Annotated in this window: 22 protein-coding genes and 1 pseudogene; 8 read left to right on the forward strand and 15 right to left on the reverse strand. The window is 71.3% G+C overall.

Annotated features, from left to right (window positions below; translation table 11 throughout):
• Window positions 1-42: 42 nt before the first annotated feature.
• Window positions 43-1,368 (reverse strand): threonine ammonia-lyase IlvA, encoded by a 1,326-nt coding sequence (ilvA, locus tag ELY19_RS20325; RefSeq protein ID WP_416222716.1) that lies wholly within the window; start codon window positions 1,366-1,368, stop codon window positions 43-45.
• Window positions 1,369-1,538: 170 nt separating this feature from the next.
• On the opposite strand from ilvA, the gene ELY19_RS20330 reads away from it, so the two are divergent.
• From ELY19_RS20330 to ELY19_RS20355, 6 genes are read left to right on the forward strand one after another with little or no spacing between them, the layout of a single operon-like run.
• Window positions 1,539-2,627 carry a sensor histidine kinase gene (locus ELY19_RS20330; protein WP_164711664.1) on the forward strand — a complete coding sequence of 363 codons (1,089 nt, stop codon included), beginning with the start codon at window positions 1,539-1,541 and terminating at the stop codon, window positions 2,625-2,627.
• Window positions 2,624-3,304 carry a response regulator transcription factor gene (locus tag ELY19_RS20335; protein ID WP_227966993.1) on the forward strand — a complete coding sequence of 227 codons (681 nt, stop codon included), beginning with the start codon at window positions 2,624-2,626 and terminating at the stop codon, window positions 3,302-3,304. The genes ELY19_RS20330 and ELY19_RS20335 overlap by 4 nt, the downstream gene beginning before the upstream one ends.
• Window positions 3,305-3,346: 42 nt before the next feature.
• A complete protein-coding gene (locus tag ELY19_RS20340; RefSeq protein ID WP_126198034.1) occupies window positions 3,347-4,321 on the forward strand; it encodes an amino acid ABC transporter permease in 975 nt (324 codons plus the stop codon).
• Complete coding sequence (locus ELY19_RS20345; protein ID WP_126198036.1) at window positions 4,318-5,088, forward strand: amino acid ABC transporter ATP-binding protein; 771 nt, start codon at window positions 4,318-4,320, stop codon at window positions 5,086-5,088. Before ELY19_RS20340 ends, ELY19_RS20345 begins: the two co-directional genes overlap by 4 nt.
• Window positions 5,089-5,119: 31 nt before the next feature.
• Entirely contained in the window at window positions 5,120-6,037 is a 918-nt protein-coding gene (locus tag ELY19_RS20350) for an ABC transporter substrate-binding protein (RefSeq protein ID WP_126198038.1), read from the forward strand.
• Window positions 6,038-6,040: 3 nt separating this feature from the next.
• Window positions 6,041-7,051: an LLM class flavin-dependent oxidoreductase gene (locus tag ELY19_RS20355; RefSeq protein ID WP_126198040.1), complete on the forward strand. Its 1,011-nt coding sequence runs from the start codon at window positions 6,041-6,043 to the stop codon at window positions 7,049-7,051.
• Window positions 7,052-7,056: 5 nt separating this feature from the next.
• On the opposite strand, the gene ELY19_RS20360 is transcribed toward ELY19_RS20355, so the two are convergent.
• Genes ELY19_RS20360 through ELY19_RS20375 form a run of 4 tightly spaced genes read right to left on the reverse strand, consistent with a single transcriptional unit; the run spans window position 7,057 to window position 12,200 of the window.
• Window positions 7,057-8,682, reverse strand: coding sequence for a class I adenylate-forming enzyme family protein (locus ELY19_RS20360; RefSeq protein WP_126198042.1), 1,626 nt, complete (start codon window positions 8,680-8,682; stop codon window positions 7,057-7,059).
• Window positions 8,683-8,737: 55 nt separating this feature from the next.
• Window positions 8,738-10,078, reverse strand: a complete 1,341-nt coding sequence (locus ELY19_RS20365; RefSeq protein WP_126198044.1) for an LLM class flavin-dependent oxidoreductase — start codon at window positions 10,076-10,078, stop codon at window positions 8,738-8,740.
• Window positions 10,075-11,106 carry an MsnO8 family LLM class oxidoreductase gene (locus ELY19_RS20370; protein WP_126198046.1) on the reverse strand — a complete coding sequence of 344 codons (1,032 nt, stop codon included), beginning with the start codon at window positions 11,104-11,106 and terminating at the stop codon, window positions 10,075-10,077. The genes ELY19_RS20365 and ELY19_RS20370 overlap by 4 nt, the downstream gene beginning before the upstream one ends.
• The gene (locus ELY19_RS20375; RefSeq protein ID WP_126198048.1) at window positions 11,106-12,200 is read right to left on the reverse strand and encodes an LLM class flavin-dependent oxidoreductase; all 1,095 of its coding nucleotides are present in this window, start codon (window positions 12,198-12,200) and stop codon (window positions 11,106-11,108) included. Before ELY19_RS20375 ends, ELY19_RS20370 begins: the two co-directional genes overlap by 1 nt.
• Window positions 12,201-12,358: 158 nt before the next feature.
• On the opposite strand from ELY19_RS20375, the gene ELY19_RS20380 reads away from it, so the two are divergent.
• A complete protein-coding gene (locus tag ELY19_RS20380; RefSeq protein WP_126198050.1) occupies window positions 12,359-13,726 on the forward strand; it encodes a DUF2252 domain-containing protein in 1,368 nt (455 codons plus the stop codon).
• Window positions 13,727-13,736: 10 nt separating this feature from the next.
• On the opposite strand, the gene ELY19_RS23910 is transcribed toward ELY19_RS20380, so the two are convergent.
• From ELY19_RS23910 to ELY19_RS20395, 4 genes and pseudogenes are all read right to left on the reverse strand, one after another.
• Window positions 13,737-14,738, reverse strand: a complete 1,002-nt coding sequence (locus ELY19_RS23910; RefSeq protein WP_232015647.1) for a multicopper oxidase family protein — start codon at window positions 14,736-14,738, stop codon at window positions 13,737-13,739.
• Between the two features lie 6 nt (window positions 14,739-14,744).
• A pseudogene (locus ELY19_RS23915) lies at window positions 14,745-15,317 on the reverse strand (multicopper oxidase domain-containing protein); the annotation flags it as partial.
• Window positions 15,314-15,724, reverse strand: a complete 411-nt coding sequence (locus tag ELY19_RS20390; protein WP_126198054.1) for a hypothetical protein — start codon at window positions 15,722-15,724, stop codon at window positions 15,314-15,316. The gene ELY19_RS20390 and the pseudogene ELY19_RS23915, both read right to left, overlap by 4 nt.
• Window positions 15,714-16,196, reverse strand: a complete 483-nt coding sequence (locus ELY19_RS20395; protein ID WP_197715941.1) for a cupin domain-containing protein — start codon at window positions 16,194-16,196, stop codon at window positions 15,714-15,716. The genes ELY19_RS20390 and ELY19_RS20395 overlap by 11 nt, the downstream gene beginning before the upstream one ends.
• An 82-nt stretch (window positions 16,197-16,278) precedes the next feature.
• Here ELY19_RS20395 and ELY19_RS20400 point away from each other — a divergent pair, with 82 nt between their 5' ends.
• Complete coding sequence (locus tag ELY19_RS20400; protein ID WP_227966994.1) at window positions 16,279-16,755, forward strand: MarR family winged helix-turn-helix transcriptional regulator; 477 nt, start codon at window positions 16,279-16,281, stop codon at window positions 16,753-16,755.
• Here ELY19_RS20400 and ELY19_RS20405 read toward each other — a convergent pair.
• Genes ELY19_RS20405 through alaS form a run of 6 tightly spaced genes read right to left on the reverse strand, consistent with a single transcriptional unit; the run spans window position 16,742 to window position 22,815 of the window.
• A complete protein-coding gene (locus ELY19_RS20405; RefSeq protein ID WP_197715942.1) occupies window positions 16,742-17,170 on the reverse strand; it encodes a prepilin peptidase in 429 nt (142 codons plus the stop codon). The two genes, ELY19_RS20400 and ELY19_RS20405, sit on opposite strands and share 14 nt — an antisense overlap.
• 12 nt (window positions 17,171-17,182) lie before the next feature.
• Window positions 17,183-17,593: an acyl-CoA thioesterase gene (locus ELY19_RS20410; RefSeq protein WP_126198056.1), complete on the reverse strand. Its 411-nt coding sequence runs from the start codon at window positions 17,591-17,593 to the stop codon at window positions 17,183-17,185.
• Complete coding sequence (locus ELY19_RS20415) at window positions 17,590-18,414, reverse strand: shikimate dehydrogenase (RefSeq protein ID WP_126198961.1); 825 nt, start codon at window positions 18,412-18,414, stop codon at window positions 17,590-17,592. Before ELY19_RS20415 ends, ELY19_RS20410 begins: the two co-directional genes overlap by 4 nt.
• Complete coding sequence (locus ELY19_RS20420) at window positions 18,402-19,655, reverse strand: endolytic transglycosylase MltG (RefSeq protein WP_126198058.1); 1,254 nt, start codon at window positions 19,653-19,655, stop codon at window positions 18,402-18,404. Before ELY19_RS20420 ends, ELY19_RS20415 begins: the two co-directional genes overlap by 13 nt.
• Window positions 19,652-20,140 carry a Holliday junction resolvase RuvX gene (ruvX, locus tag ELY19_RS20425; protein ID WP_197715943.1) on the reverse strand — a complete coding sequence of 163 codons (489 nt, stop codon included), beginning with the start codon at window positions 20,138-20,140 and terminating at the stop codon, window positions 19,652-19,654. The genes ELY19_RS20420 and ruvX overlap by 4 nt, the downstream gene beginning before the upstream one ends.
• Before the next feature lie 2 nt (window positions 20,141-20,142).
• Window positions 20,143-22,815: an alanine--tRNA ligase gene (gene alaS / locus ELY19_RS20430; RefSeq protein WP_126198063.1), complete on the reverse strand. Its 2,673-nt coding sequence runs from the start codon at window positions 22,813-22,815 to the stop codon at window positions 20,143-20,145.
• Window positions 22,816-22,834 lie beyond the last annotated feature (19 nt).

Raw genomic sequence — 22,834 nt, forward strand, 5'->3', positions numbered from 1 at the left:
CCTCCTCGATGCCATTGTGCATCAGGCGGGCCGATGGGGTTCCTACGTCAGGTAGCGGTACGCCGGAGAGCCGGGCTCCAGGCGCTCGCAGTGCAGCCGCGAGGAATCCATCCGCTCCAGCAGAGCGCCGAGATCGCCCGCGGTGCCGAGCTCGATGCCGACGAGCGCCTCGCCGGTGTCGCGGTTGTTCCGCTTGACGTACTCGAAGAGCGTGACGTCGTCGTCGGGTCCCAGCACCTCGTCGAGGAAGCGGCGCAGGGCGCCGGGCTCCTGGGGGAAGGCGACGAGGAAGTAGTGCTTGAGACCCTGGTGCACCAGCGAGCGCTCGATCACCTCGTTGTAGCGCGACACGTCGTTGTTGCCGCCGGACAGCAGGCACACGACCGTCGCACCGGGCTCGAACCTCAGCTGCGCCAGCGCCGCCACGGACAGGGCGCCCGCGGGCTCCGCGATGACGCCCTCGTTCTGGTACAGGTCCAGCATTGCGGTACAGATGGCGCCCTCGTCCACCTCGATGATGCCCAGTTCCCCGGCCGCCACGTCGCGCACCTCGTGCGCGGGCCACACCGCGGCGCCCTCGGACACCGCGACGTCGTAACCGATGGAGCCGATCCTCTTCACCGCGGCGCCATCGACGAACGGGTCGATGGTCGGCAGGTCGACCGGTGCTCCGGCCTCGATCGCGCGCGCCAGCGACGGTGCGCCCGCGGGCTCGGCGCCGACGATCGTGGCCGAGGCGGACTGCGACCGCAGGTAGCGGGTGACGCCGGCGAAGCAGCCCGCGCCGCCGACCGGCATGACGGTCACGTCGGGGACGACGCCGCCCAGCTGCTCGACGAGCTCGACGCCGATGGTGCCCTGGCCCGCGGTCGTGCGCGGGTCGTCGAAGGCGTGCACCCAGGTGGCTCCGGTCGAGGTCACGTCGTCCTTGGCCGCCGCAGCCGCCGCGTCGTAGGTCTCGCCGGTGGCGATCAGCTCGACGTACCGTCCTCCGTGCGCCCGGATACGATCCCGCTTCTGCTTCGGCGTGGTCGTCGGCACGTAGATCCGCCCGTGCACCTCCATCGCGCGGCACGCGAACGCGACGCCCTGGGCGTGGTTGCCGGCCGACGCCGCGACCACCCCGGCCGCCTTCTCCGCCTCGGTGAGCTGCGCCATCAGGTTGTAGGCGCCGCGGATCTTGTACGACCGGACGACCTGCAGGTCCTCTCGCTTGAGGTACACCTTGGCCCCGGTCAGCGCCGAGAGTCGCTCGCAGTGCTGCAGGGGGCTCACCGACACCACGCCGGCGAGCCGCGCGCGCGCCTCGATGATCGAGTGCACCGTCAGGTCGGCGGCGGCACTGGACATCGATGACGTAGTAGACATGCCGGTCATTTTCCCACTCGCACCGGGTGCCGTCTCAACCCGCCCATGGTCGCGCCGCCGGTGGCCCGCCCGTCGCCCGCCGTCGGCCGCGGACGGAGTGCACCGCGACGACGGCGAGCACGATCAGCACCACGGTCACGCGCATGCCGCCACTCTGCCATCATTGCCACGTGTTCGACGGTGACCGCATGCGCTTCGGGTTCGCCGCCTCGGTCGTCGGCTTGGCCCTCGCGGCGTTCACGCTGCGCTGGGACGAGCACCTGCCGTTCGCGCCGATCCTGTACGCGGTGCAGTGCCTCGTGGTGGCGTCACGGGCGCTCCCGGCGAGCCGCCTTCCCGAACGTGGGTGGATCGCCGTGGAGGCGGTCGGGGCCGTGACGGGCGGCGTGCTCTTCGCGCTGCAACCGAACCCCGGGACGGGCATCCTGCTCTACGTCTCCGCGGTCTACTACGGCGTCCGGTTCCCGCAGCGGGTTTCCATCCCCCTCGGTGTCCTTCTCGGCGGCACGGTCGCGCTCGGCCTCGGGCTCCAGCGCTCGGGGGACTTCTGGATCGGCCTGACGATCGCGATCTCCGTCTGGGCGGGGATAGCGCGACGGACCCGGCGTGAGCGCACGCGGGCCCTCGAGCAACTGGTGGAACAGACCACGCTGACCGCGGAGTCCGAGGCGCGCAGCAGCGCCCTGGCCGAGCGCGCCCGGATCGCGCGGGACCTGCACGACGTCCTCGCCCACACCCTCTCCGGCGCGGGGATGCAGCTCGAGCTCGCGGACGCCCTTCTGGAGGCGAACCGGCCCGACGACGCCCGCGCCGCCGTTCAGCGCGCCCGCGGCGCCATTGCGGACGGGGTCATCGAGGCGCGTGGGGTCGTGCACGCACTGCGGGAGGACACCGTCGACCTGCCCGCCGCCCTCGCCGCGCTCGCGGACGGGCCCGACGTGACCGTGCGGACGCTGCCCGTCGAACTGTCGGACGCGCAGGCGCGCGCGATCCTGCGGGTCGCGCAGGAGGCGATCACGAACGCCCGGCGGTACGCCGCGGGCGCCCCCGTGACGGCCCGCCTCGCCCCCGTGCCCGACGGTGCCGAGCTCGCCGTGGTGAACGGCCCGGGCACGGCGAGCGGCGTGCCCGGTTCCGGAATGGGCCTCATCGGCATGCGCGAGCGCGCGGCCGAGGTCGGCGGCACAGTGCACGCCGGTCCGAACGGCGACGGTGGCTGGACCGTGCGCCTCACCATCCCGACGAAGGAGGACGCGTGAACGAGGTGCGTGTGGTCGTGGCCGACGATCAGGCGGCGGTGCGCGACGCGCTCGCCGCGATGCTCGACCTGGCACCCGGGATCTCGGTGGTCGGAGCCGCCGCCGACGGCGTCGAGGCCGTCGCCCTGGTGCGGGAGCATCACCCCGACGTCCTGCTCACCGACCTGCGGATGCCGAACCTCGACGGTGCCGGTGCCACCGAGCGCGTGCTGACGGACGCCCCCGAGACCGCGGTCGTACTGCTCACCACCTTCGACGACGAGGAGTCGATCCTCCGCGGCCTGCAGGCGGGCGCCCGCGGCTACCTCACCAAGAACGCGGGGCGTGCCGAGATCGCGGCGGCCATCATGGCGGCCGCCGCGGGGCAGTCCGTGCTGGACCCCCACGTGCAGCAGCGCCTGCTCGCCTCGGCGACCGGGACCTCCGGGTCCCGGCGGGCACCGTCGGCGCCGCCCGCCGTCCCGCCCTCCGACCTGACGCCCCGGGAGACGGAGGTGCTGCGGCTGATCGCCGACGGCCTCACCAATCGCGACATCGCCGCGCGCCTGTTCGTGAGCGAGTCGACGGTGAAGACGCACATCAACAACCTGTTCGCGAAGGCGCAGCTCCGGGACCGCGCGCACGCCGTCCGATACGCCTTCGATTCCGGGATCGCCGCATCCGGTCAGGGCGATTGAAAACCTTCTCCTCTGCGCGCCAACGACTTACGGTCGGACATCATGGCGACAACGATCCTCTCCCCGTCGCGGCCCGCGCAGGGCCCGCAGGCGGGCACCCCGACGGCACCGGTGCACCTGGTGCCGCGCCGCCGCCCCGCGCGCTGGCTGGCCGCCGCCGTGGTGGCGGTTCTCGGCGCGATGCTGCTGCACACCCTGTTCACCAATGAGCGCTTCGAGTGGCCCACGGTCGCCCACTACTTCACACAGCAGGCCGTCCTCAGGGGCCTCTGGCTCACGCTGTGGCTCACGGCGGTCACCTTCGCCGCCGGTTTCGCGCTCGGGATCGGGCTCGCGGCGATGCGGCTGTGGGGCGGGTCCGTGCTCCGGACGGTGTCGTTCGTGTTCGTCTGGCTGGTGCGGTCGGTCCCGCCGCTGGTGCTGCTGCTCTTCTGGTTCCAGCTCGCGTCGCTGTACCCGCGGCTGTCGCTGGGGATCCCGTTCGGCCCCGAGTTCGTCACGTTCGACACCACGCACCTCATCAGCGGGCTGGTCGCGGCGTTCATCGCGCTGACCATCGACGTCGCCGCGTTCGCCGCGGAGATCGTCCGCGGCGGGCTGGTGTCCGTGGACCCGGGCCAGACGGAGGCCGCGCGATCGCTGGGCCTGAGCCCGCGCCGCATCTTCCGCCGGATCGTCCTCCCCCAGGCGATGCCCGCCATCATCCCCGCCTCCGGCAACCTGCTCATCGGACTCCTGAAGTCGACGTCGCTGGTCAGCGTCATCGCGGTGACCGACCTGCTGTACTCGGTGCAGCTGGTCTACAACCAGAACTTCAAGGTGATGCCGCTGCTGTTGGTCGCGACCATCTGGTACGTCGTGATCACGTCCGTGCTGGCAGTGGGCCAGTACTTCGTGGAGCGCCGCTTCAACCGGGGACGACGGGACGCCCGCCCGTTCCGCGAGATCCTCGCCGACGCCGCACGACTGCGCCCCCGCCTCCCCCGCGCCACCCACGCGGCGGGAGACCGCGGATGAGCGCGATCGAGGTCCGCGGGCTGCGGAAGTCCTTCGGCGGCACCGAAGTGTTGCGCGGCGTCGACCTGGACGTGGCCGAGGGCGAGGTCGCCATCGTCCTCGGCCCCTCGGGGTCGGGGAAGTCGACACTGCTGCGCTGCATCAATCACATGGAGCGGCCCGACGACGGATACGTCCGGGTGAACGGCGACCTGATCGGCTACCGCGAGAGCGGACGTCGCGGCGACGCGGCCGTGCTGCGCGAGCTGCACCCCCGCGACGTGGCTCGGCAACGCCGCCGCATCGGGATGGTGTTCCAGCAGTTCAACCTCTTCCCGCACTTCACGGTCCTCGAGAACCTCACCGAGGGGCAGCTCGCCACCGGCGTCTCCCCCGCGGAGGCGGCCGAGCGAGGGCGCGAGCTCCTCGCCCGCGTCGGCCTCGCCGGCCGCGAGAAGGCGTACCCGTCGCAGCTCTCGGGAGGCCAGCAGCAGCGCGTGGCGATCGCCCGCACCCTGGCCATGCAGCCCGACGTCGTGCTCTTCGACGAGCCCACCTCGGCCCTGGACCCGGAGCTGGTGGGCGAGGTGCTGGCCGTGATCCGCGATCTCGCCGAGTCGGGCATGACCCTCGTCGTCGTGACCCACGAGATCGGCTTCGCCCGCGACGTCGCCGACACCGTGATCTTCATGGACGACGGCCGCATCGTCGAGACCGGCGGGCCCGCGGCGATCTTCGCCGACGCCGAACACCCCCGCACCCGCGAATTCCTCGCGGCCGTGCGCTGATCCCCCGCTAGACCGAGTCCGAGGAGACCCCATGCGCAGCCGCGCCCTGTTCGCCCTGCCCCTGCTCGCCGCCGCCACCGTCCTCACGGCGTGCGGCGGATCGTCCGATCCCGCGGCGGAGAGCTCCGGCTACCCGATTCCGACGCAGGACGTGGTGTCCTCCGTCGCCGTGGATCCGGCCGCCCAGGCCCTCCTGCCGGCGGGTACGAAGGAACTGACGCTGGGACTCACCCGGCAGCCCGGCATCAACAACCTGCCGCACGGCGGAGAGGTCCCCGACGGGAACCCGGTCGGCCTGGACGTGGACCTGCGCAACGCCGTCGCGAAGGCCCTCGGCGTCACCTGGAAGCAGGAGATCGGGACGTTCTCCACGATCATCCCGGGTGTCCAGAACGGCCGGTACCAGGTGGGCCAGGGCAACTTCGGCGTCACCAGGCCGCGCCTCGAAGTGGTCGACTTCGCGACCTACCTCAACGACGGACAGTCCTTCGTCGGCTCGTCGAAGTCCGGCCTCACGAGTGTGAAGACGCTGGAGGACCTGTGCGGCAAGAAGATCGTCACCGGCTCCGGCACCACCTTCCAGCAGATCCTGGAGAAGGGCGTGCAGCAGTGCACATCGAAGGGCAAGCCCGCCTACACCGTCCAGTACCTCGACGACCAGGGCGCCGTCATCCTCAGCCTGCAGAACAACAAGGTCGACGCGTACTTCGGCCCGACGCTCTCCCTGCGGTACCTGGTGGACAAGGTGCCCGGGACGACGTTCCTCGGCGAGTACTCCACCACCGTGGTCGGTTTCGTGACGGCCAAGGGGTCCCCGATCGCGCCGGCGATCTCGCAGGCGATCAACACGCTCATCGCCCGCGGCGAGTACCAGAAGCTGTTCGAGAAGTGGAAGGTCCCGACGTCGGCCCTGCCGAAGTCCGAGATCAACCCGGCCGCGGGGTTCTGACCGGTGACGATCGAATCGCTCGCCTTTCTCACCCCCGGCAACTACCTCGATGACGATCCGGCGGGAGGGCTCGAGGACACGCTGCGGCTCATCGCGTTCGGCGAGGGCCTGGGCTACCGCGGCGCCTGGGTGCGCCAGCGCCACCTGGAGCACGGCATCTCGTCGGCGGCGGTCTTCCTCGGGGCGGCGTCGCAGCGGACCTCCACGATCGAGCTGGGCACCGCCGTCATCCCGATCGGCTACGAGAACCCCTTCCGCCTGGCTGAGGACCTCTCCCTCGCGGACGCCCTCTCGGGCGGGCGGATCCAGGCCGGCTTCTCCACCGGCATGCCGCACGCGGACCTGCTCGCGGACGTGGTCTTCGAGGGCGACTGGCGCGCGTACGAACTCGGTCACGCGCGGGTGGCGCGCACGGTCGAGCACCTGCGGGGCGCGTACCTCGGCGACGAGGACGCGCGGATCGAGTCCCCCGGCACCGTGCAGCGCCCCCGCCTGCAGCCCCACACCCCCGGCCTCGCCGACCGCTCCTGGTACGGCGGAACGTCGCTCGGCTCATCCCGGTGGACCGGCGAGGCCGGCCTGCACCTGCTGACCGGCAACATCGTCTCGGCCGCCGGGATCGAGTCCGACGACTTCGGCACGGTCCAGGCCACCCTCATCGACGCCTACCGCGCCGCGGGCGGGACCGGCAGGCGGGTCGCCGTCGGGCGCGTGATCGTGCCGACGGACAGCGCCGACCGGGCCACCGTCGCGCGGTACCGCGAGTACGCACGGTCGCGCCACGACCGCACGCTGAGGTCGCACGGCGAGAGGCGCACGCTGTTCGCGGAGGACCTCGTGGGGCCGATCGCGGAGATCGCCGAACGGCTCGCCGCCGATCCCGCGTTCACTCCGGAGTCCGGGCCGATCACCGAGTTCCGGCTCGAGCTGCCGTACGAGTTCGACGTCCGCGACTACGAGCAGATCCTCACCGACGCGCGCGGGCTGCTGCCCGCGCTCTCGTCGGCGGCCTAGGTGGGCTAGGTCCGGGTCTCGCGCAGGGTCCGGACGAGGTTCTTCTGGATCTTGCCGGTCGCGGTCTTGGGCAGGGCGTCGACGAAGACGATCTCCTTGGGCGCCTTGAAGCCCGCGAGGTTCTGTCGCGCGTACTCCAGGAGGGCATCGCCGTCGGCCGCGCCCGACGGTGAGGTCACGACGAAGGCCGTCACGGCCTCGCCCCAGTGCTCGTGCGGGGTTCCGACGACGGCGACCTCGGCGACCGCGTCGTGGCCGAGCAGGACGCGCTCGACCTCCACCGAGGAGACGTTCTCGCCACCCGACTTGATGATGTCCTTGGCGCGGTCGGTGAAGTAGACGACGCCCTCGTCATCGAGGTAGCCGATGTCGCCGCCGTGGAACCAGCCGTGCGCGAAGGCCTCCGTGTTCGCGGCGGCGTTGTTCCAGTACCCCTCCATGAGCTGCGGTGCGCGGTAGACGATCTCGCCGACCTCACCCGGCGGGAGCAGGGCACCGTCGTCGCCCATGATCGCGACATCGGTGGAGACGGTGGCCGGACCCCAGGAGTCGTCCTTGACGCCCTGGTGGCCGGTCCACTGCACCTCCGACGCCGGGGTGGTCTCGGTCTGGCCGGAGCCGAGGATGATGGCGGCCCCGGGGAACCGTGCCCGCAGGGCGGCGAGCAGTTCGGCCGGCATGGGCGCCATCGCGTACAGGCCCGTGCGCAGCGAGGCGGTGTTCTCGTCGGTGAGCTCGGGCCGGGTGAGAAGGGCCGCCCACATCATGGGGAGCAGCGTCAGGTGAGTCACCCGGTGCTCGACGAAGGCGCCCGCGAGCGCCGCCGGGTCGAAGCCGCGCAGGAGGACCGCGGTGCCACCCGTGAGCAGCATCGGCATGAGGAGCGCGTCGAGGGCGGTCACGTGGAACAGCGGCAGCGCGATGGGCTGGACGGCGGGCTCGACGTCGGGCCGCACGCCGAGCGCGACCGCGGACGAGAGCGCCGAGATGTGCACCGCGACATGGCTGGTGACGACACCCTTCGGCCGGGCGGTGGTACCCGAGGTGTACAGGCAGTGCAGGATGTCGCGGTCCTCGACGATCGTCTCCACCACCGAGTCGTCCGCGTCGGGTACGTCGGTGAAGGCGGTCGACGGGATGCCGCCGACCTCCGCGGGAAGTGCGCCACCGCCGTTCGCGACGAGGTAGACGGCCCCCACCTGATGTTCCGCGGCGTCGAGGGCCGCAGTGAGCGCCGGCACGAAGACGTCCTCGCTGATCACGGCGCGAACGCCGCTGTCACCGAGTTGGTAGGCCACATCGCCCGGGGCGAGCAGCAGGTTCACCGGCATGGCCACCACGCCGAGCTTCGCGCATGCGAACAGCGCCACCACGAACTCCCACCGGTTCTGCAGTTGCAGCGCGATCGCGTCGCCCCGCCGGAAGCCGCGGGTCTGCAGGCCGCGCGCGAGCGCGTTGGCCCGGCTCTCCAACTCCCGGTACGTCACGGTCGATCCGCCGTCGACGAGGGCGACGCGATCGCCGAACGAGCGCGCGCCTCGCGTGGGCAGGTCGCCCAGGCACACGCGGTGGGTGAGGTTGACCACGAGGGGGTCGACACCGGACAGATCGGGACGCATCGCACGGCTCATGGCCGCACGGTAACCGGTTCGCACCGGCCGTGCGCCACGAACGAGTGAAGAGGCGCTAACCGGCGCGCTGCGCTCCGCTCGTGGTCTCCGGGACGGGCAGCCCGAGATGATCGCGCAGAGTCGATCCCGCGTAGTCCGGCCGGAAGGCGCCGCGCTCCTGCAACAAGGGCACCACGCCGTCGATGAACTCGTCGAGTCCGGTGGGCGTGAGGTGCGGGACCAGGATGAAGCCGTCGGCGGCGTCGGCCTGGATGAACGTGTCGATCTCGTCGGCCACCTGCTCGGCCGTGCCGACGAATTGCGGGCGGGTGTTGAGCTCGATGACGAGTTCGCGAATGGAGAGGCCGCCGGCCTCGGCTCGCGCGCGATAGGTCGCGACGATCTCGCGCGGATCCGCGTGCAGCACGCGCCCCTGGACGGCGGGGGCGTCGTAGACGGGCTCGACGTCGGGCAGCGGACCGTCGGGGTCGAAGGACTGCAGCTCCCGGCCCCACACCTGCTCGAGGAAGTTGAGCGCGGTCTGCGGGCTCACCTGCCGGCGCCGGATGTCGCGGGCCTTCTCCTGGGCCTCGTCCGCCGTATCGCCGATGACCGCGGCGGCACCGGGGAACACCTTGAGGTGGTCCGGGTTCCGGCCACGGTCGGCGGCGCGGCGTTTGACGTCGGCGTAGAACGCCCGGCCGCTCTCGAGCGACCCGTGGCGGGTGAAGATCGCATCGGCCTGCGTCGCCGCGAAGTCGCGCCCCTCACCCGAGTCTCCGGCCTGCAGGAGCACCGGGTGCCCCTGCGGGGAGAGCGGGAGTGGCGCCGCGCCCCGGACGTCGAACTGCGCACCGTGGTGGACGACCTCGCCGCGGCCCCAGCCGTCCCAGAACTTCCGTGCGACGGTGACGAACTCGTCGGCGCGGCGGTACCGGTCGGCGTGCGCGAGGTAGCCGCCGCGGCGGAAGTTCTCCCCCGTGAAGGCGTCGGAGCTGGTGACCATGTTCCACGCGGCCCGCCCGGCGCTGAGGTGGTCGAGGGTGGCGAACTGTCGGGCCACGTCGAAGGGCTCGTTGAAGGTCGTGTTGATGGTGCCTGCGAGGCCGATCCGGTCGGTGACGGCGGCGAGTGCGGAGAGCACGGTGAAGGTGTCCGGTCGGCCGACGACGTCGAGGTCGTGGATGCGTCCCAGGTGTTCGCGCAGCCGCAGCCCCTCGGCGACGAAGAAGAAGTCGAACTTCGCCCGTTCGGCCGCCCGCGCGAGGTACACGAAGGAGTCGAACTCCACCTGGCTGCGCGCCGCCGGGTCCGACCACACGGTGTTGTGGTTGACGCCCGGGAAGTGCGCGGCCAGGTGAATCGGCTTGCGGTGCGCACCCTCCCGGACGGGGACGTCGGCGCGGTGCATCGTCATAGGAGGCCCCATTCCTTGGCCAGGAGTTCGTGGCTGCGCAGACGCGCGGTGTGATCGTGCGTGACCGAGGTGATCACGAGTTCGTCGGCGCCCGTGCGCTCGACGAGCGCACGGAGTCCATCGGCGACGCGGCCCGGTTCGCCGACGAACTGGGTGTCGGTGCGGTCCGCGACCGTCGCGCGCTGCTCGTCGCTGAGCGCGGCGCTGTCGCGCGGGTACGCGATCGCCCCGGACCCGTACCGGATGGAGTGCACCCACGCGGGAAAGCCCGCCGCGAGATCCCGTGCCTGCGCGTCGGTCTCGCCCACGACCACATCGGCGCTCACCACCAGGTGCGGCTCGGCGAGGCGATCGGACGGACGGAACGCCTCGCGGTAGGCACGCGCCGCGTCGGCGGTGGTGGTAGGGCTGACGTGGTAGTTGGCGACGAACGGCAATCCGCGGGCGCCCGCGAGCTGCGCGCTCTCCCCCGCGCTGCTGCCGAAGATCCACACGGGCGCGTCCCGGGCAGCCTCCGCCACCGGGGAGCGCAGCGCGTGCCCGTCGGCGACGAAGGTGCCGGCGACCAGGTCCAGGACGTCCTCGACCTGCCGCGTGTAGCTCGGCGGTTCCGCCTTCGGGTGGTAGAGCTGCTCGTAACCCGCGACGATCGCGGGGTTCGGCGCGGGCGCACCGGGCGGCGGCGTCCGCAGCCGCTGGCCGGTGCGTCCCAGGCCGATATCCACCCGCCCGGGGTGCAGCGCCGCCAGTACGCCGAACGCGTCGGCGACCGCCGGTGCCGTCGTGAAGCCGATGAGGACGGCCGCCGAGCCGACGCGGATCCGGCTGGTACGCGCGAGGATCTCACCGATCAGAACGGCCGGCGCCGCACTCGCGACGTGCGCGAAGTGGTGCTCGGCCACCCAGTACCGGCCGTAGCCCCAGTCCTCGGCGCGGCGCGCCAGGTCCAGGGTGTTGCGCAGGGCGTCCGACGGGGTGGCCCCGTCGGGAATCGGCGCGAGGTCGAGGACGTTCAGCCCGGCGACCATCAGGCCCCCCTCACGGTGGCGAAGCGGTTGACCGCGGTTCCCAGGCCCAGGATCTCGCGGAGTGTGCCCTCGCGCGGCGCGCCCGGCAGCAGCGGCGCGAAGGCCGCGCGAATCCGTGGCAGGTCCACGGCGTTGACGCCCGGACGCAGCCGCGCACCGTCGAAGCCGAGCGCCTGCCACCCCGCGACCACACGGGCGAGGGACTCCCCCGTCCCGGCGAAGACGAGCGTGTCGTCGTCGGCGGGCTCGCGGCGGTCCAGCTTCTCGATGCGCCGGATCGCGGTGCGCTCGGAATCGGCGAGGTGGACGGTGACGTCGACGAGGAGCCGTGCCACCCCCGCGGCGCGGAGCCGACGGGCGGTGTCCTCGAGTTCCGCCTCGGGAGCTGCGGGGACGATCGCGAGATCCGCGTCCGCGGCGACGGACTCCGTGGCGTCATCGGTGACGCGGACGATCACGGGCGGTCGCCCCTGCGGGGGTCGGGGGGTGATCGACGGTCCCTTGACGGAGAAGTTCTCGCCCTGGAAGTCGATGTAGTGCAGGCGGTCCCGGTCGACGAACCGGCCGGTGGCGACGTCCTTGACGATCGCATCGTCCTCCCAGCTGTCCCAGAGGTCGCGCAGCACCTCGACGTACTCGCGCGCCTCGGCGGCGCGGGACGCGGCGTCCTGCGGCTGCTTCCTTCCGAACAGGGCGGCATCCGCGGTGGCACCTGTGGTGGCGGGGAGCACGCCGGCACGACCGCCGCTCACGTAGTCCAGCGTGGCGATCGCCTTGGAGGCGTGGAAGGGCTCGGTGTGGGTTGCGGTCACGGTGGGGACGAGGCCGACGCGCGACACCGCGGGGGCCACGCGGGCGGCGAGCAGAGTGGCGTCGAACCGACCGGTGAGCCGATCGCGGGCGGTGAGCGAGAAGGAGTCCTCGAAGGTCACGAGGTCGGCGGCGGCCGCCTCCGCGGAGCGGGCCAGCCCAACCCAGTGCTCCGCGGAGGTGGCCTCCAGTGGATCCGCGCCGACCTCCGCGAACGCTGCGGGATGCCAGCCGAACGGCTCCAGGGCTATCCCGAGGACAGGGCGTGAGGTAGGCGCGGTCACGGATTCGACGGTAGGCGCCGCGCTTTCGTCTGTGACCCGTTGCGCTCAGCGTGGATCCAAGGGAATCGAAGGATCGTCTACGTGCAGATATGACGTTCTCGTCAAGATTTCTCGCGAACGGCCCACCGTCGCGACCCCGGCGCGCGACCATTGCGATCATGAACACCCCGATCGCGAACGGCGCCGCCCCGGAGGCTCTCCCTTCGGCCCGTGACGCCGGTAAGGCTGCCAGGAAGCAGGCGCCCCGCAGCGCCATCGGCGAGTGGAACCCCGACGGCCGAGGCCACGACGCGTTGGAGACGATCCTCGCCCAGAACGCGATCCGGGACGCCGCACTCCTCCCCATCCGGCACGGCCGGATGGCGGCCTCTCCGTGGTCCTACTACCGCGGCGCCGCCGCTGTCATGGCCGCCGACCTGGCCTCGGCCCCGCACACGGATCTCCAGGTGCAGCTCTGCGGAGACGCGCACGTGCTCAACTTCGGCCTGTGGCGCAGCCCGGAGCGCAACCTCCTGTTCGATCTCCGCGACTTCGACGAGACCCTGCCCGGCCCGTTCGAGTGGGACGTCAAGAGATTCCTGGCGAGCCTGGTGATCCTCGCCGACAGCAACGGACTGCCACCGTCCGCCGCCCGCGAGGCGGTTCGCCGCGGATTCGACAGCTACCGCGCATGGACTGGCACGTACGCCACCTGGGCGGAACTCGACGTCTGGTACGACAACGTGGATGTCACGCAGCTCGCCGAGTACCTGGCGCCCGACCACGAGCACGAGCTCGAACTGCAGATCGAGAAGCGCGCGGACAAGCGCTCGCAGCGCGGCTCCCTCAAGAAGCTCACGCAGCTGGTGGACGGCTCGCGCCAGATCACCGAGGACCCGCCGTACCGTACCCACGCCGTCGCCGACTACGCGACACAACTCGATGCGATCATCAGCCGGTACCGCGCGAGCATCCCGGACCACATCGCGCACCTGTGGTCCCGCTACGACCTCGTGGACGCGGTGCAGCAGGTCGTGGGCGTCGGCAGTGTCGGCATGCGCGTCTTCCTCACCCTCAGCGAGGAGCGACGCACAGGCGACGCACTGTTCCTCCAGGTCAAGCAGGCCGGTCCATCGGTCTACGAGCAGTTCGTCGGGGCCAGCCGGTATCCGACGCATGGCGAGCGGGTGGTGCAGGGCCAGCGCCTCATCCAGGCGTCCACCGACATGTTCGTGGGCTGGACCTCGATCGAGGGCATGGACTACTACGTCCGGCAGTTCCGTGACGGCAAGGTGATTCCCGACGGTGCCGCGATCGCTCCCCGCCTCCCCGCGTTCGCGGAGGCCTGCGGCCATGTCCTCGCCCGCGCGCACGCGCGCAGCGGCGACGCCCTGGCGATCGACGGCTACCTCGGCGCAGCACCGCGAGTCGCCGACGGATTCACCGACTTCGCGTTCGCGTACGCCGAGCAGAACCGGCGCGATCACGCCCAACTCGCCGCTGCCGTGGAGAGCGGCACCGTGCCCGCCGCGCCCGGGTGGCCGTAGCGTCCGCGCCCTATTCGCGCACGGTGAGATTGGCCATCATTCCCATGTCCTCGTGTTCCAGGTTGTGGCAGTGCACGAGGAACCGTCCCGCCTGGTCGGTGAACCGCACCGCGATCTCGGCCCGTTCGCCGGCGCCGAGATTGACCGTGTCCTTCCAGCCCCGGTCGCCGGGCCGAGGCGCGCGTCCGTTCACGGACAGCACCTGGAAATGGTTGAGGTGCACGTGTACCGGATGATTGAAGTTGCTGCTGATCCGCCATACCTCCAGGCCGCCGAGTTCGACATCGACATCGCTGCGACCGGGATCGAATCCCCTACCGTTGATGAGCCAGCCCCGCCGGCCGTCGTCGAGATCGCCCATCTGGAAATGCAGGTCCCGCGTCCGCACCACCTCCGTCCGCGGTAACCGCCATTCCGGCCCGAAGCGGTCGGGAACGCGTGATGTGTCCGCCACTGCCTCCGTCACCTCGAACCGGGCCACCTCGACCATCCGACCCGCACCGAGGTCGTTGACGATCGTGACGACGTCGCCGGTGCGGTGACCACTGAGGTCCAACACGGTGTCGAACCGTTCGCCGGGGGCTATGTCGATACGGGTCATCTCCTGCGGCGCGGGCAGCAGGCCGCCGTCCGAACCGATCTGCACCAGAGCCGGCGCCAGTGTGTGCGGCCCGTCCAAGCGCAGCCGGTACACCCTCGCGTTCGAGGCGTTGAGCCACCTCAACCGGTGGCGGACCCCGGGAACGCGATACCTGGGCCAGGGCACACCGTTCACGAGTAGTACGTCGCCGAAGACACCCATCATGTAGCGGTCCGTCACGCCCGGCGTCGCCGATCCCGTCGCGTCGATCGCCGGATAGGCAAGACCACCATCGCGATCGAACGACCTGTCGGTGAGGATCATCGGCAGGTCCCGCTCGCCGGCCGGCAACCCGAATCGCTCCTCGTCCGGATCGTCCAGGATGTACATGCCAGCAAGCCCTCGCCACACCGACGCACCGGTGAAGTCCATCCGGTGGTCGTGGTACCAGAGGGTCGCGGCGTCCTGATCGTTCGGATACGTGTAGGTCCTCGTCCCGACCGTCACGCGCGCCGACGGATCATGCGCACTCATCCCCGCGTCGTGGCGGGGAGCCTTCGGCCACGACGCGGGGACGACCAGATCGGTCGGATACCCGTCCGACTCGGCCGGTGTATGACCTCCGTGGAGATGCATCACGGTCGGAACGTCGAGCTCGTTCAGGACGTGCACCAGGACGGGCCGGCCTCGTCGCGCTCGGATCGTCGGTCCGGGGAATCGGCCGTCGTACCCCCAGATCTCGGTCTCGTACCCGGGGATGACCGTCGTTCGCGCCCGGCGCTGTACGAACCGATAGTGCTCGCCGGCATTGTCTACCAGGAACGGCCGGGCTCGGATCGGACTCCGGCCCGGCAGGGTGTAGGGCTCCGGTATCCGCGCGGCACTGGGGACGGTGTTCCCGACGATCTTGGCGCCGGCGAGTTCCCAGGCGGCGACCGCACCGGTCGCAGACGCCGCGGTGGCGACGGCGAGGCCGCGGAGGACTGCGCGCCGGCTCATCCGCACAGTCATCCCCGAATACCGCCCTTCAGCCTCGCGGTGCGTTCCGGTACGCGGCTCGGTCGCAGAACGAGTGCCACGTGGAAGTAGCTCAGCGACAGCACGGCGACACCGGTGGGCACGTGCACAGCCAGGAGGTTGGCGCGTGCCAGCGCCGCCTGCGCCGCGACTCCGACCACCAGCGCCACCGCGACGACCACCTCCTTGAGCTCGCCCCGACGACGGATCCTGCCGATGCCGGCGAGGATCGCCGAGAGGATCACGATTCCGCCCAGCACCGACGCGACCTCGCGGTGCAGATCGAGCGCACCGAAATCCCCGGCGAGGAACCGACCCGCCAGCGCCGCCTGCGCAGTCGCAGCCAGCGCGCCCATCACCGCCGATACCTTCGCGGCGACGCCGAGGGCTCTACCCGCCATGAGCGGCCCCGGCGTCGCGACGCGCGCGCCACGGTGGGCTGTCGACGAAGTGGTTGTCGTACTCGTCCTGCGCCGCGAGCAACTCCGACGGCGCCCTCTCACCGGAGGCGACATCACGCAGGAGGCGGAAGTAGCCGAACCGGTCGACGCCGGGCGTGAGCACGATGAGCGCCGACGCCGCGGAGGAGGGCGGCGCCGCGAACGCGTGCACGGTGTTCGGCTCGATGACGACGAGCGCGCCCGCCGGCACCTCCACGACGTCGTCACCGATCAGCATCTCCAGAGCTCCGTGTAGGACGTGGAAGACCTCGGCGGACCGGGTGTGGTAATGCGGTGAGGCACCGTCGACCCCGGCGGGCAGATCGACGCGCTGCACGCTCGCGGCCCCACCGGTCGCGGACGCATCGGCGAGGAGGGCGACCTTCGGTCCTCCGTCCCCCGCAGCGATCATTTCGGGCTCGAGCACGATCATGACGACCTCCAAGTAGTTAGCTATCAAACTACTTTGATAGTTCACCGTCTAACTAGTTCTGTCAAGGCGTACGCTTCGGGACGTGCATGACGTCGACGCCGCCATGGCCCAGTGGCGCACCGAGTACCCCGACCTCGACACGCTGCCGATGAGCATCGTCGGTCGGCTCGCACACCTCGAGGCCGCGGCCCGCGCGGCCATCGAGGCACCGCTCGAACAGGCGGGACTGCGCCGCGGTGAATTCGACGTGCTCGCCACGCTCCGCCGCTCCGGCGCTCCGTTCGCCCTCGCTCCGGCCGTCCTCGCCGACCAACTGCTGATCACACGCGCGGGCCTGACCGCACGGCTCGACCGACTCGAGGCCGCGGGCCTGGTGTCCCGCACCCCGCGTCCCACCGACGGACGCGGGAAGACGGTCACGCTCACGGACCCCGGACGACGACTGATCGAGCGACTGCTCCCCGAGCACATCGAACGCGAACGCACCCTCCTCGGCGCCCTGACGGACGACGAACTGCGGACGCTCGACGACCTCCTGCGACGACTCACCACGGGGTGACGGCGAGTCCCGACAGCACCAGTGCCGCCGCGATCATCGGCGGCCCGTGCGGCACGGTGCGGTCGCGGGCGGCGAGCGCCCACGCGACGGTGAGCAACTGAGCGCCGAGGATCGCGAGGAGCACCGCGGGGACACCGCCGGCCCCCGCGACGACCGCGCCGAGTGCCGGCGCCAGCTTCACGTCACCGGCGCCCATGCCGCGGGCGAGGAAGGCGGCGCCGTTCACCGCCGTCCAGAGGACGGCCCCGACCAGCGGGGCGGGGGCACCGTCGAACCAGGCCCCGAGCGAACCGAGGACGGCGACGCACGCGGCGGGCAGGGTCAGGACGTTCGGCAGGCGCCGCTCGCGCACGTCGAACCAGCACAGTGCCGCACACCACGCCAACAGCGCACCCCCGAAGAGCCCCCACTCCACGGGGGCAGTCTGTCAGGCCTGCAGGGCCTCGCGCAGCGCATCGGGAATCGCGATCGCACCAGAGCCGTCGGCGGCGATCACGGCGTACACGATCCTCCCCGCGACGGCCTCGGTCGGCTCGGCGGCGTCCAGATCGGTGACGAAGACGAATTCGATCGTGAAGCTCTTCGTCCCGATCCGGCCGGTCCGCATGACCAGCTCGGTATCGCCCGCATCGGTGAGCCCGGCCGCGTAATCGAGCTCGACGTGCACCACCTGCGAGTCGTAGCCCGCAGCGAGCATCGCCTCGTACGGCAGGCCGCGGTCGGCGTAGAACTCGCCGATGGCCGTGTCGACGTACCCGAGGTACCACATGTTGAACATGACGCCCTGGCGGTCGATCTCGTAGTACCGCGGCCGGAACCGGTAACGGAAGTCGGTCATGACGCCTCCCTGGCCGCGGCCAGAGCAGCCGCCATCGCCTCCCGCGGCGCGGGCATACCGGTGAACCACTCGGCCTGCCGGAACGCCTGGTGCAGCAGCATCGTCAGCCCGCCGGCGGTCCGGGCGCCCTTCGCCTCCGCCGCCGCCACCAGCAGGGTGGGCCACGGATCGTAGGCCACGTCGGCGATCGCCGGCGCCGCCGAGGACAGCGCATCCATCAGCGGGAAGTCGTCGGACTGCGCGGTGCCGGGCAGCGTGGAGACCACCACGTCCGCGGCGGGCACCGCCGCCGCGTCGAGCGGCGCCCACGTCGAGGCGAGGCCGAACGCCTCGGCGCACGCGAGGGCGCCCTGCGCCCGCTCCTCCGAACGGGCGAGCACCGTCGTGCGGGTGAAGCCCCGGTCGGCGAGCGCGGCGAACACCGGCCGTGCCGTGCCGCCCGCGCCGACGACGACCGCCGACTCCCCTGTCGCTCCGCATTCGGCCAGGAGGCCGTCGGCACCGTCGACGTCCGTGCAGTCGGCCAGCCAGCCCGTCCCGGTACGGACCAGCGTGTTGGCGGAACCGACGGTGACGGCGCGCTCCGTGCGCTCGTCCGCGAACTCCAGCGCCGCGAACTTGCCCGGCATGGTGACCGACAGGCCGACCCATTCCGGCCCGAGCGCGCCGACGAGGCCGGGCAGCGCGTCGGCGTCGCATTCGATCCGCTCGTACGTCCAGTCCAGGCCGAGCGCCACGAACGCCGCGCCGTGCAGTACGGGCGAGAGCGAGTGCGCGATCGGGCTCCCCAGGACCGCTGCGCGCCTCGTCACGGCCCGCAGCCCACCGTCAGGAACTTGGTGTCGCACGCCTTCTGCCGGTTGCGCTCGTGCTGTGCGAAGTCGTCCGTGAACAGCGTGGTGCCCTGGTTGTCGACGGTGACGAAGTACAGCCACGGTCCCGGGGCCGGGTTCTCGGTCGCGACCAGCGCGTCGGTGCCCACAGCGCCGATCGGCGTGGCGGGCAGCCCCGTCTTCGCGTAGGTGTTCCACTCCGTCTTCTTGAGCAGCTTCTCGCCCGCGACGTCGATGCCGGTCACGGCCTCGCCGTAGTTCACCGTCGAGTCCATCTCCAGCTTCTGGTTCTTCGCCAGCCGGTTCAGGATGACGCGCGCGACCTTGGGGTAGTCGTCCGCCTGGTTCACCTCGCGCTCGACGATCGAGGCCGACACCAGTACCTGGTACGGCGCGAGCTTCGCCGGCGAGCTGCGGCTCGCGGTGAGCAGGCCCTGCGCCTCGTACTGTTTGGCGGACGCGGTGATGAGCTGCCTGAGGATCGCGATCGGCGTCGCGGACGGATCGATCTGGTCCCAGACGCCCGGCGCGATGAGGCCCTCGATGCGACGGTGGTCGCCCTTGAGCCGGGTGACGGTGCCGGCCGCCCACTCCGGAACGCCCAGATCGGCGACGCTCGCGCTGGATGCGACCTTGACGAAATCCGCCTTCGGGGTCTGCTTCTTCACCCCGTCGACGGTGTGGGCGGTCGCGGCGGAGAGCTGGCTGAAGATGCCCTGCGCGACCTTGTTGTCCTTGCTGCGCTTGTCATCGAGGACCGCGCCGGCCGACACGTTGAGCATGCCGACCCGGTGCGAGCGGGCCGGGTCGACGAGCATGGTGACGGCCTCCGCGGCCGGCAGCGTCTTGCGCAACTCGTAGTACCCCGCCGAGATGGGCTTGTCCCCCGCGGCCTGGTTGAACGCACCGACGGACTTCACCACACCGGCGTCCACCAGGTTCTGCGCGAAATCGGAGTTGTTCTGGCCGACGATGTGGACCACGACCTCGGGGCCGGCCTGGCCGGAGGCGTAGTCGTCCGGCGCGGAACCGCCGAACAACGAACCGCGCACCGTCCACAGCACGCCGCCGATGACGACCAGGAACACGACGATCAGCGACAGCAGCGCCACCCGGCGCCGGCGCTTGATCCGCTCCCGCTGCGCGGCGCGGCGCCGCTCCGCGCGGGTGGTGCGCTGCCCGCCGATCGCCACCGGGTCGGCGCGCTCGTTGTTCCACCCGTCGCTCACTCGTCGACCTCCTCGGGACCGGGCACCGGCCTCCGCTCGTCGAGCCACCCCTGCAGGATGGCCACTGCGGCGGCCTGATCGATCACCGCTCGCTGCTCCTTCGCCCGCACCCCGTTGTCGCGCAGCGCCCGCTGCGCCGTCACGGTGGTGAAGCGCTCATCGAAAAAACATACCCGCGGCGGTGGCGTGGCCGTGGCACCGAGCGCCCCGGCGAGCCGCCGCGCGAACGCCTCCGCCATCTTCGCCGAGGAGCCGCGCTCGCCCTTGAGGGTGCGGGGCATCCCGATCACGATCTCGACCGGCTCGTAGTCCGCCACCAGCTGCGCGATCCGGCGGAGGTCCGAGCCGTCCTTGGCTGCGCGGACCGTCTCCACCGGCGTCGCGAGGATCCCGTCGGGATCGCAGACGGCCACCCCGATGCGGGCCCGGCCCACATCGAGGGCCAGCCGCCGGCCCCGCTCCCAGGCGGGTTCCGCGTCGCCCACCGTCAGGCGCCGACCGTCCGCGCGACCTCGGCCCGGACCGCGGCGAGGGCACCGTCGATCCCGGTGGCGTCCGACCCCGCTCCCTGCGCCATGTCGGCCTTACCGCCGCCGCGTCCGCCGACCGCGGGGGCGGCCGCCTTGACCACGTCGCCCGCCTTGACGCCCAGGTCCTGCGCGGCGTCGTTGGCGGCCACCACGAACGGCACCTTCTCGCCGTCCACCGCGAACAGCGCGATGACGGCGGGCTCCGCGCCGAGGCGCCCCTTCAGCTGGGTGACGAGGCCGCGGAGCTCCCCGGCGGTGACACCCTCCGGGGCCCGCGCGGCCACCAGCCGGACCGCCCCGACGCGCTCCGGCGACGAGGCGAGTTCGGCCAGCGCCGACAGGGCCGCCTGCGCGCGCAGCTTCTCGAGCTCCTTCTCGGCGTCCTTGAGGCGCGTCACCAGCGATTCGACGCGGGCCGGGACCTCCTCGGAGGGCACCTTGAGCGAGCTCGACAGCGCCGAGACCAACGCGTGCTCCTTCGCGAGGTACTGCTGCGAGTCGAGGCCCACGTACGCCTCGACGCGGCGGACGCCCGAGCCGACGGAGCTCTCGCCGAGGACGGTGACCGGGCCGACGAGTCCCGAGCTGGCGACGTGCGTGCCGCCGCACAACTCCAGGGAGAAGGGGCCGCCGATCTCGACGACGCGGACCCGGTCGCCGTAGTTCTCGCCGAACAGCGCCATCGCGCCGCGCTTCTTCGCGGACTCGAGGTCCGTGACATCGGTGTGCACGGCGTAGTCGGCCTGCACGGCCTCGTTGGTGACGCGTTCGATGTCGGCGCGCTGCTCGTCGCTCAAGCCGCCCGACCAGCGGAAGTCGAAGCGCAGGTAGCCCGGCTTGTTGAGCGAGCCCGCCTGGACGGCGTTGGGACCGAGGACCTGCCGCAGCGCTGCGTGCACGAGATGGGTACCGGAGTGCCCCTGGGTGCTCCCGTGGCGGTGGGCCGCGTCGACCGCGACGGTGACGGTGTCGCCCTCGGAGACCTCGCCGGACGCCACGGTGCCCTGATGCCGCCACAGCGTCTTCGCCACGCGCTGCACATCGGTCACCACGATCTGGGCGCCGGCGGCGGAGGTGATCGTGCCGATGTCGGCGAGCTGACCGCCGGCCTCGGCGTAGAGCGGGCTCCGGTCGAGCACGATCTCCACGTCGTCGCCCTGGTGCACGACGGGCACACGGACGCCGTCCTTGACCAGGCCCAGCACCTGGGCGTCGGAGACCAACTCGTCGAAACCGGTGAACTCGGTGGGCCCGCGGTCGACGAACTCGCGGAACACCGAGAGGTCGGCGAGCGCCGACTTCCGGGAGTTCGCGTCGTCCTTCGCGCGCTGGCGCTGCTCCGCCATGAGCGCCCGGAATCCGTCCTCGTCGACGGTGAGCCCGGCCTCGGAGGCCATCTCCAGCGTCAAGTCGATCGGGAAGCCGTAGGTGTCGTGCAGGGTGAACGCGTCGTCGCCGGACAGCACCGTCTTCCCGGAGGACTTGGTGGAGTCGACGGCGTTGCCGAACAGCGTGGTGCCCTGCTCCAGGGTCTTGAGGAAGGCCTGCTCCTCGCCGGTGGCGACGGTGCGGATGCGCTGCGCGTCGTCGGTGAGCTCGGGGTAGGAGGGCGACATCGTCGAGATGACGGTGTCGACGAAGTCGCCCATCGTCTCGCCCGTGGCGCCGAGCAGGCGGGCCGACCGGACGACGCGGCGCAGCAGCCGGCGCAGCACGTAACCGCGGCCGTCGTTGCCGGGATTCACACCGTCCTGGATGAGCATCACGGCGGTGCGGGTGTGGTCGGCGATGACGCGGAAGAGCCGGTCGTGCTCGGCGTCGCCGGCGTTGTAGCGCTGACCCGTGAGCGCCTGCGCCCGGTCAATCACGGGGCGCAGCAGGTCGGTGTCGTAGACGTTGTCGACCCCCTGCAGGAGGAAGGCGACGCGCTCGACCCCCATGCCGGTGTCGATGTTCTTCTTCGGAAGCTCGCCGAGGATCTCGAAGTTCTCCTTGCCGCCGCCCTGGCCCCGCTCGTTCTGCATGAAGACGAGGTTCCAGATCTCGATGTACCGGTCCTCGTCGGCCTCGGGGCCGCCTTCGACGCCGTACTCGGGGCCGCGGTCGTAGAAGATCTCCGAGCACGGGCCGGCCGGGCCGGGGATGCCCATCGACCAGTAGTTGTCCTTCATGCCGCGGCGCTGGATGCGCTCGGGGACCTGGCCGACCTCGAGCCACAGGTCGCGGGCCTCGTCGTCGTCGAGGTAGACCGTCGACCACAGGCGCTCGGGGTCCATGCCGAAGCCGCCCTCGTCGACCGGGTTCGTCAGCAGCGACCAGGCGAATCGGATCGCGTCGCGCTTGAAGTAGTCGCCGAAGCTGAAGTTGCCGGCCATCTGGAAGAAGGTGTTGTGCCGGGTGGTGATACCGACCTCTTCGATGTCCAGTGTGCGGACGCACTTCTGGATCGACGTGGCGCGATCGTAGGGCGGGGTCTGCTGGCCCAGGAAGTACGGCACGAAGGGCACCATGCCGGCGATGACGAAGAGCTGATTCGGGTCGTTCAGGACCAGCGATGCACTCGGCACCTGGGTGTGTCCGGCCTTGACGAAGTGGTCCGTGAACCGCTTCCGAATCTCATGGGTCTGCACAGCGATCCTTCGCGTTGAA

The organism is Tsukamurella paurometabola (assembly GCF_900631615.1).
GTDB lineage: Bacteria > Actinomycetota > Actinomycetes > Mycobacteriales > Mycobacteriaceae > Tsukamurella > Tsukamurella paurometabola_A.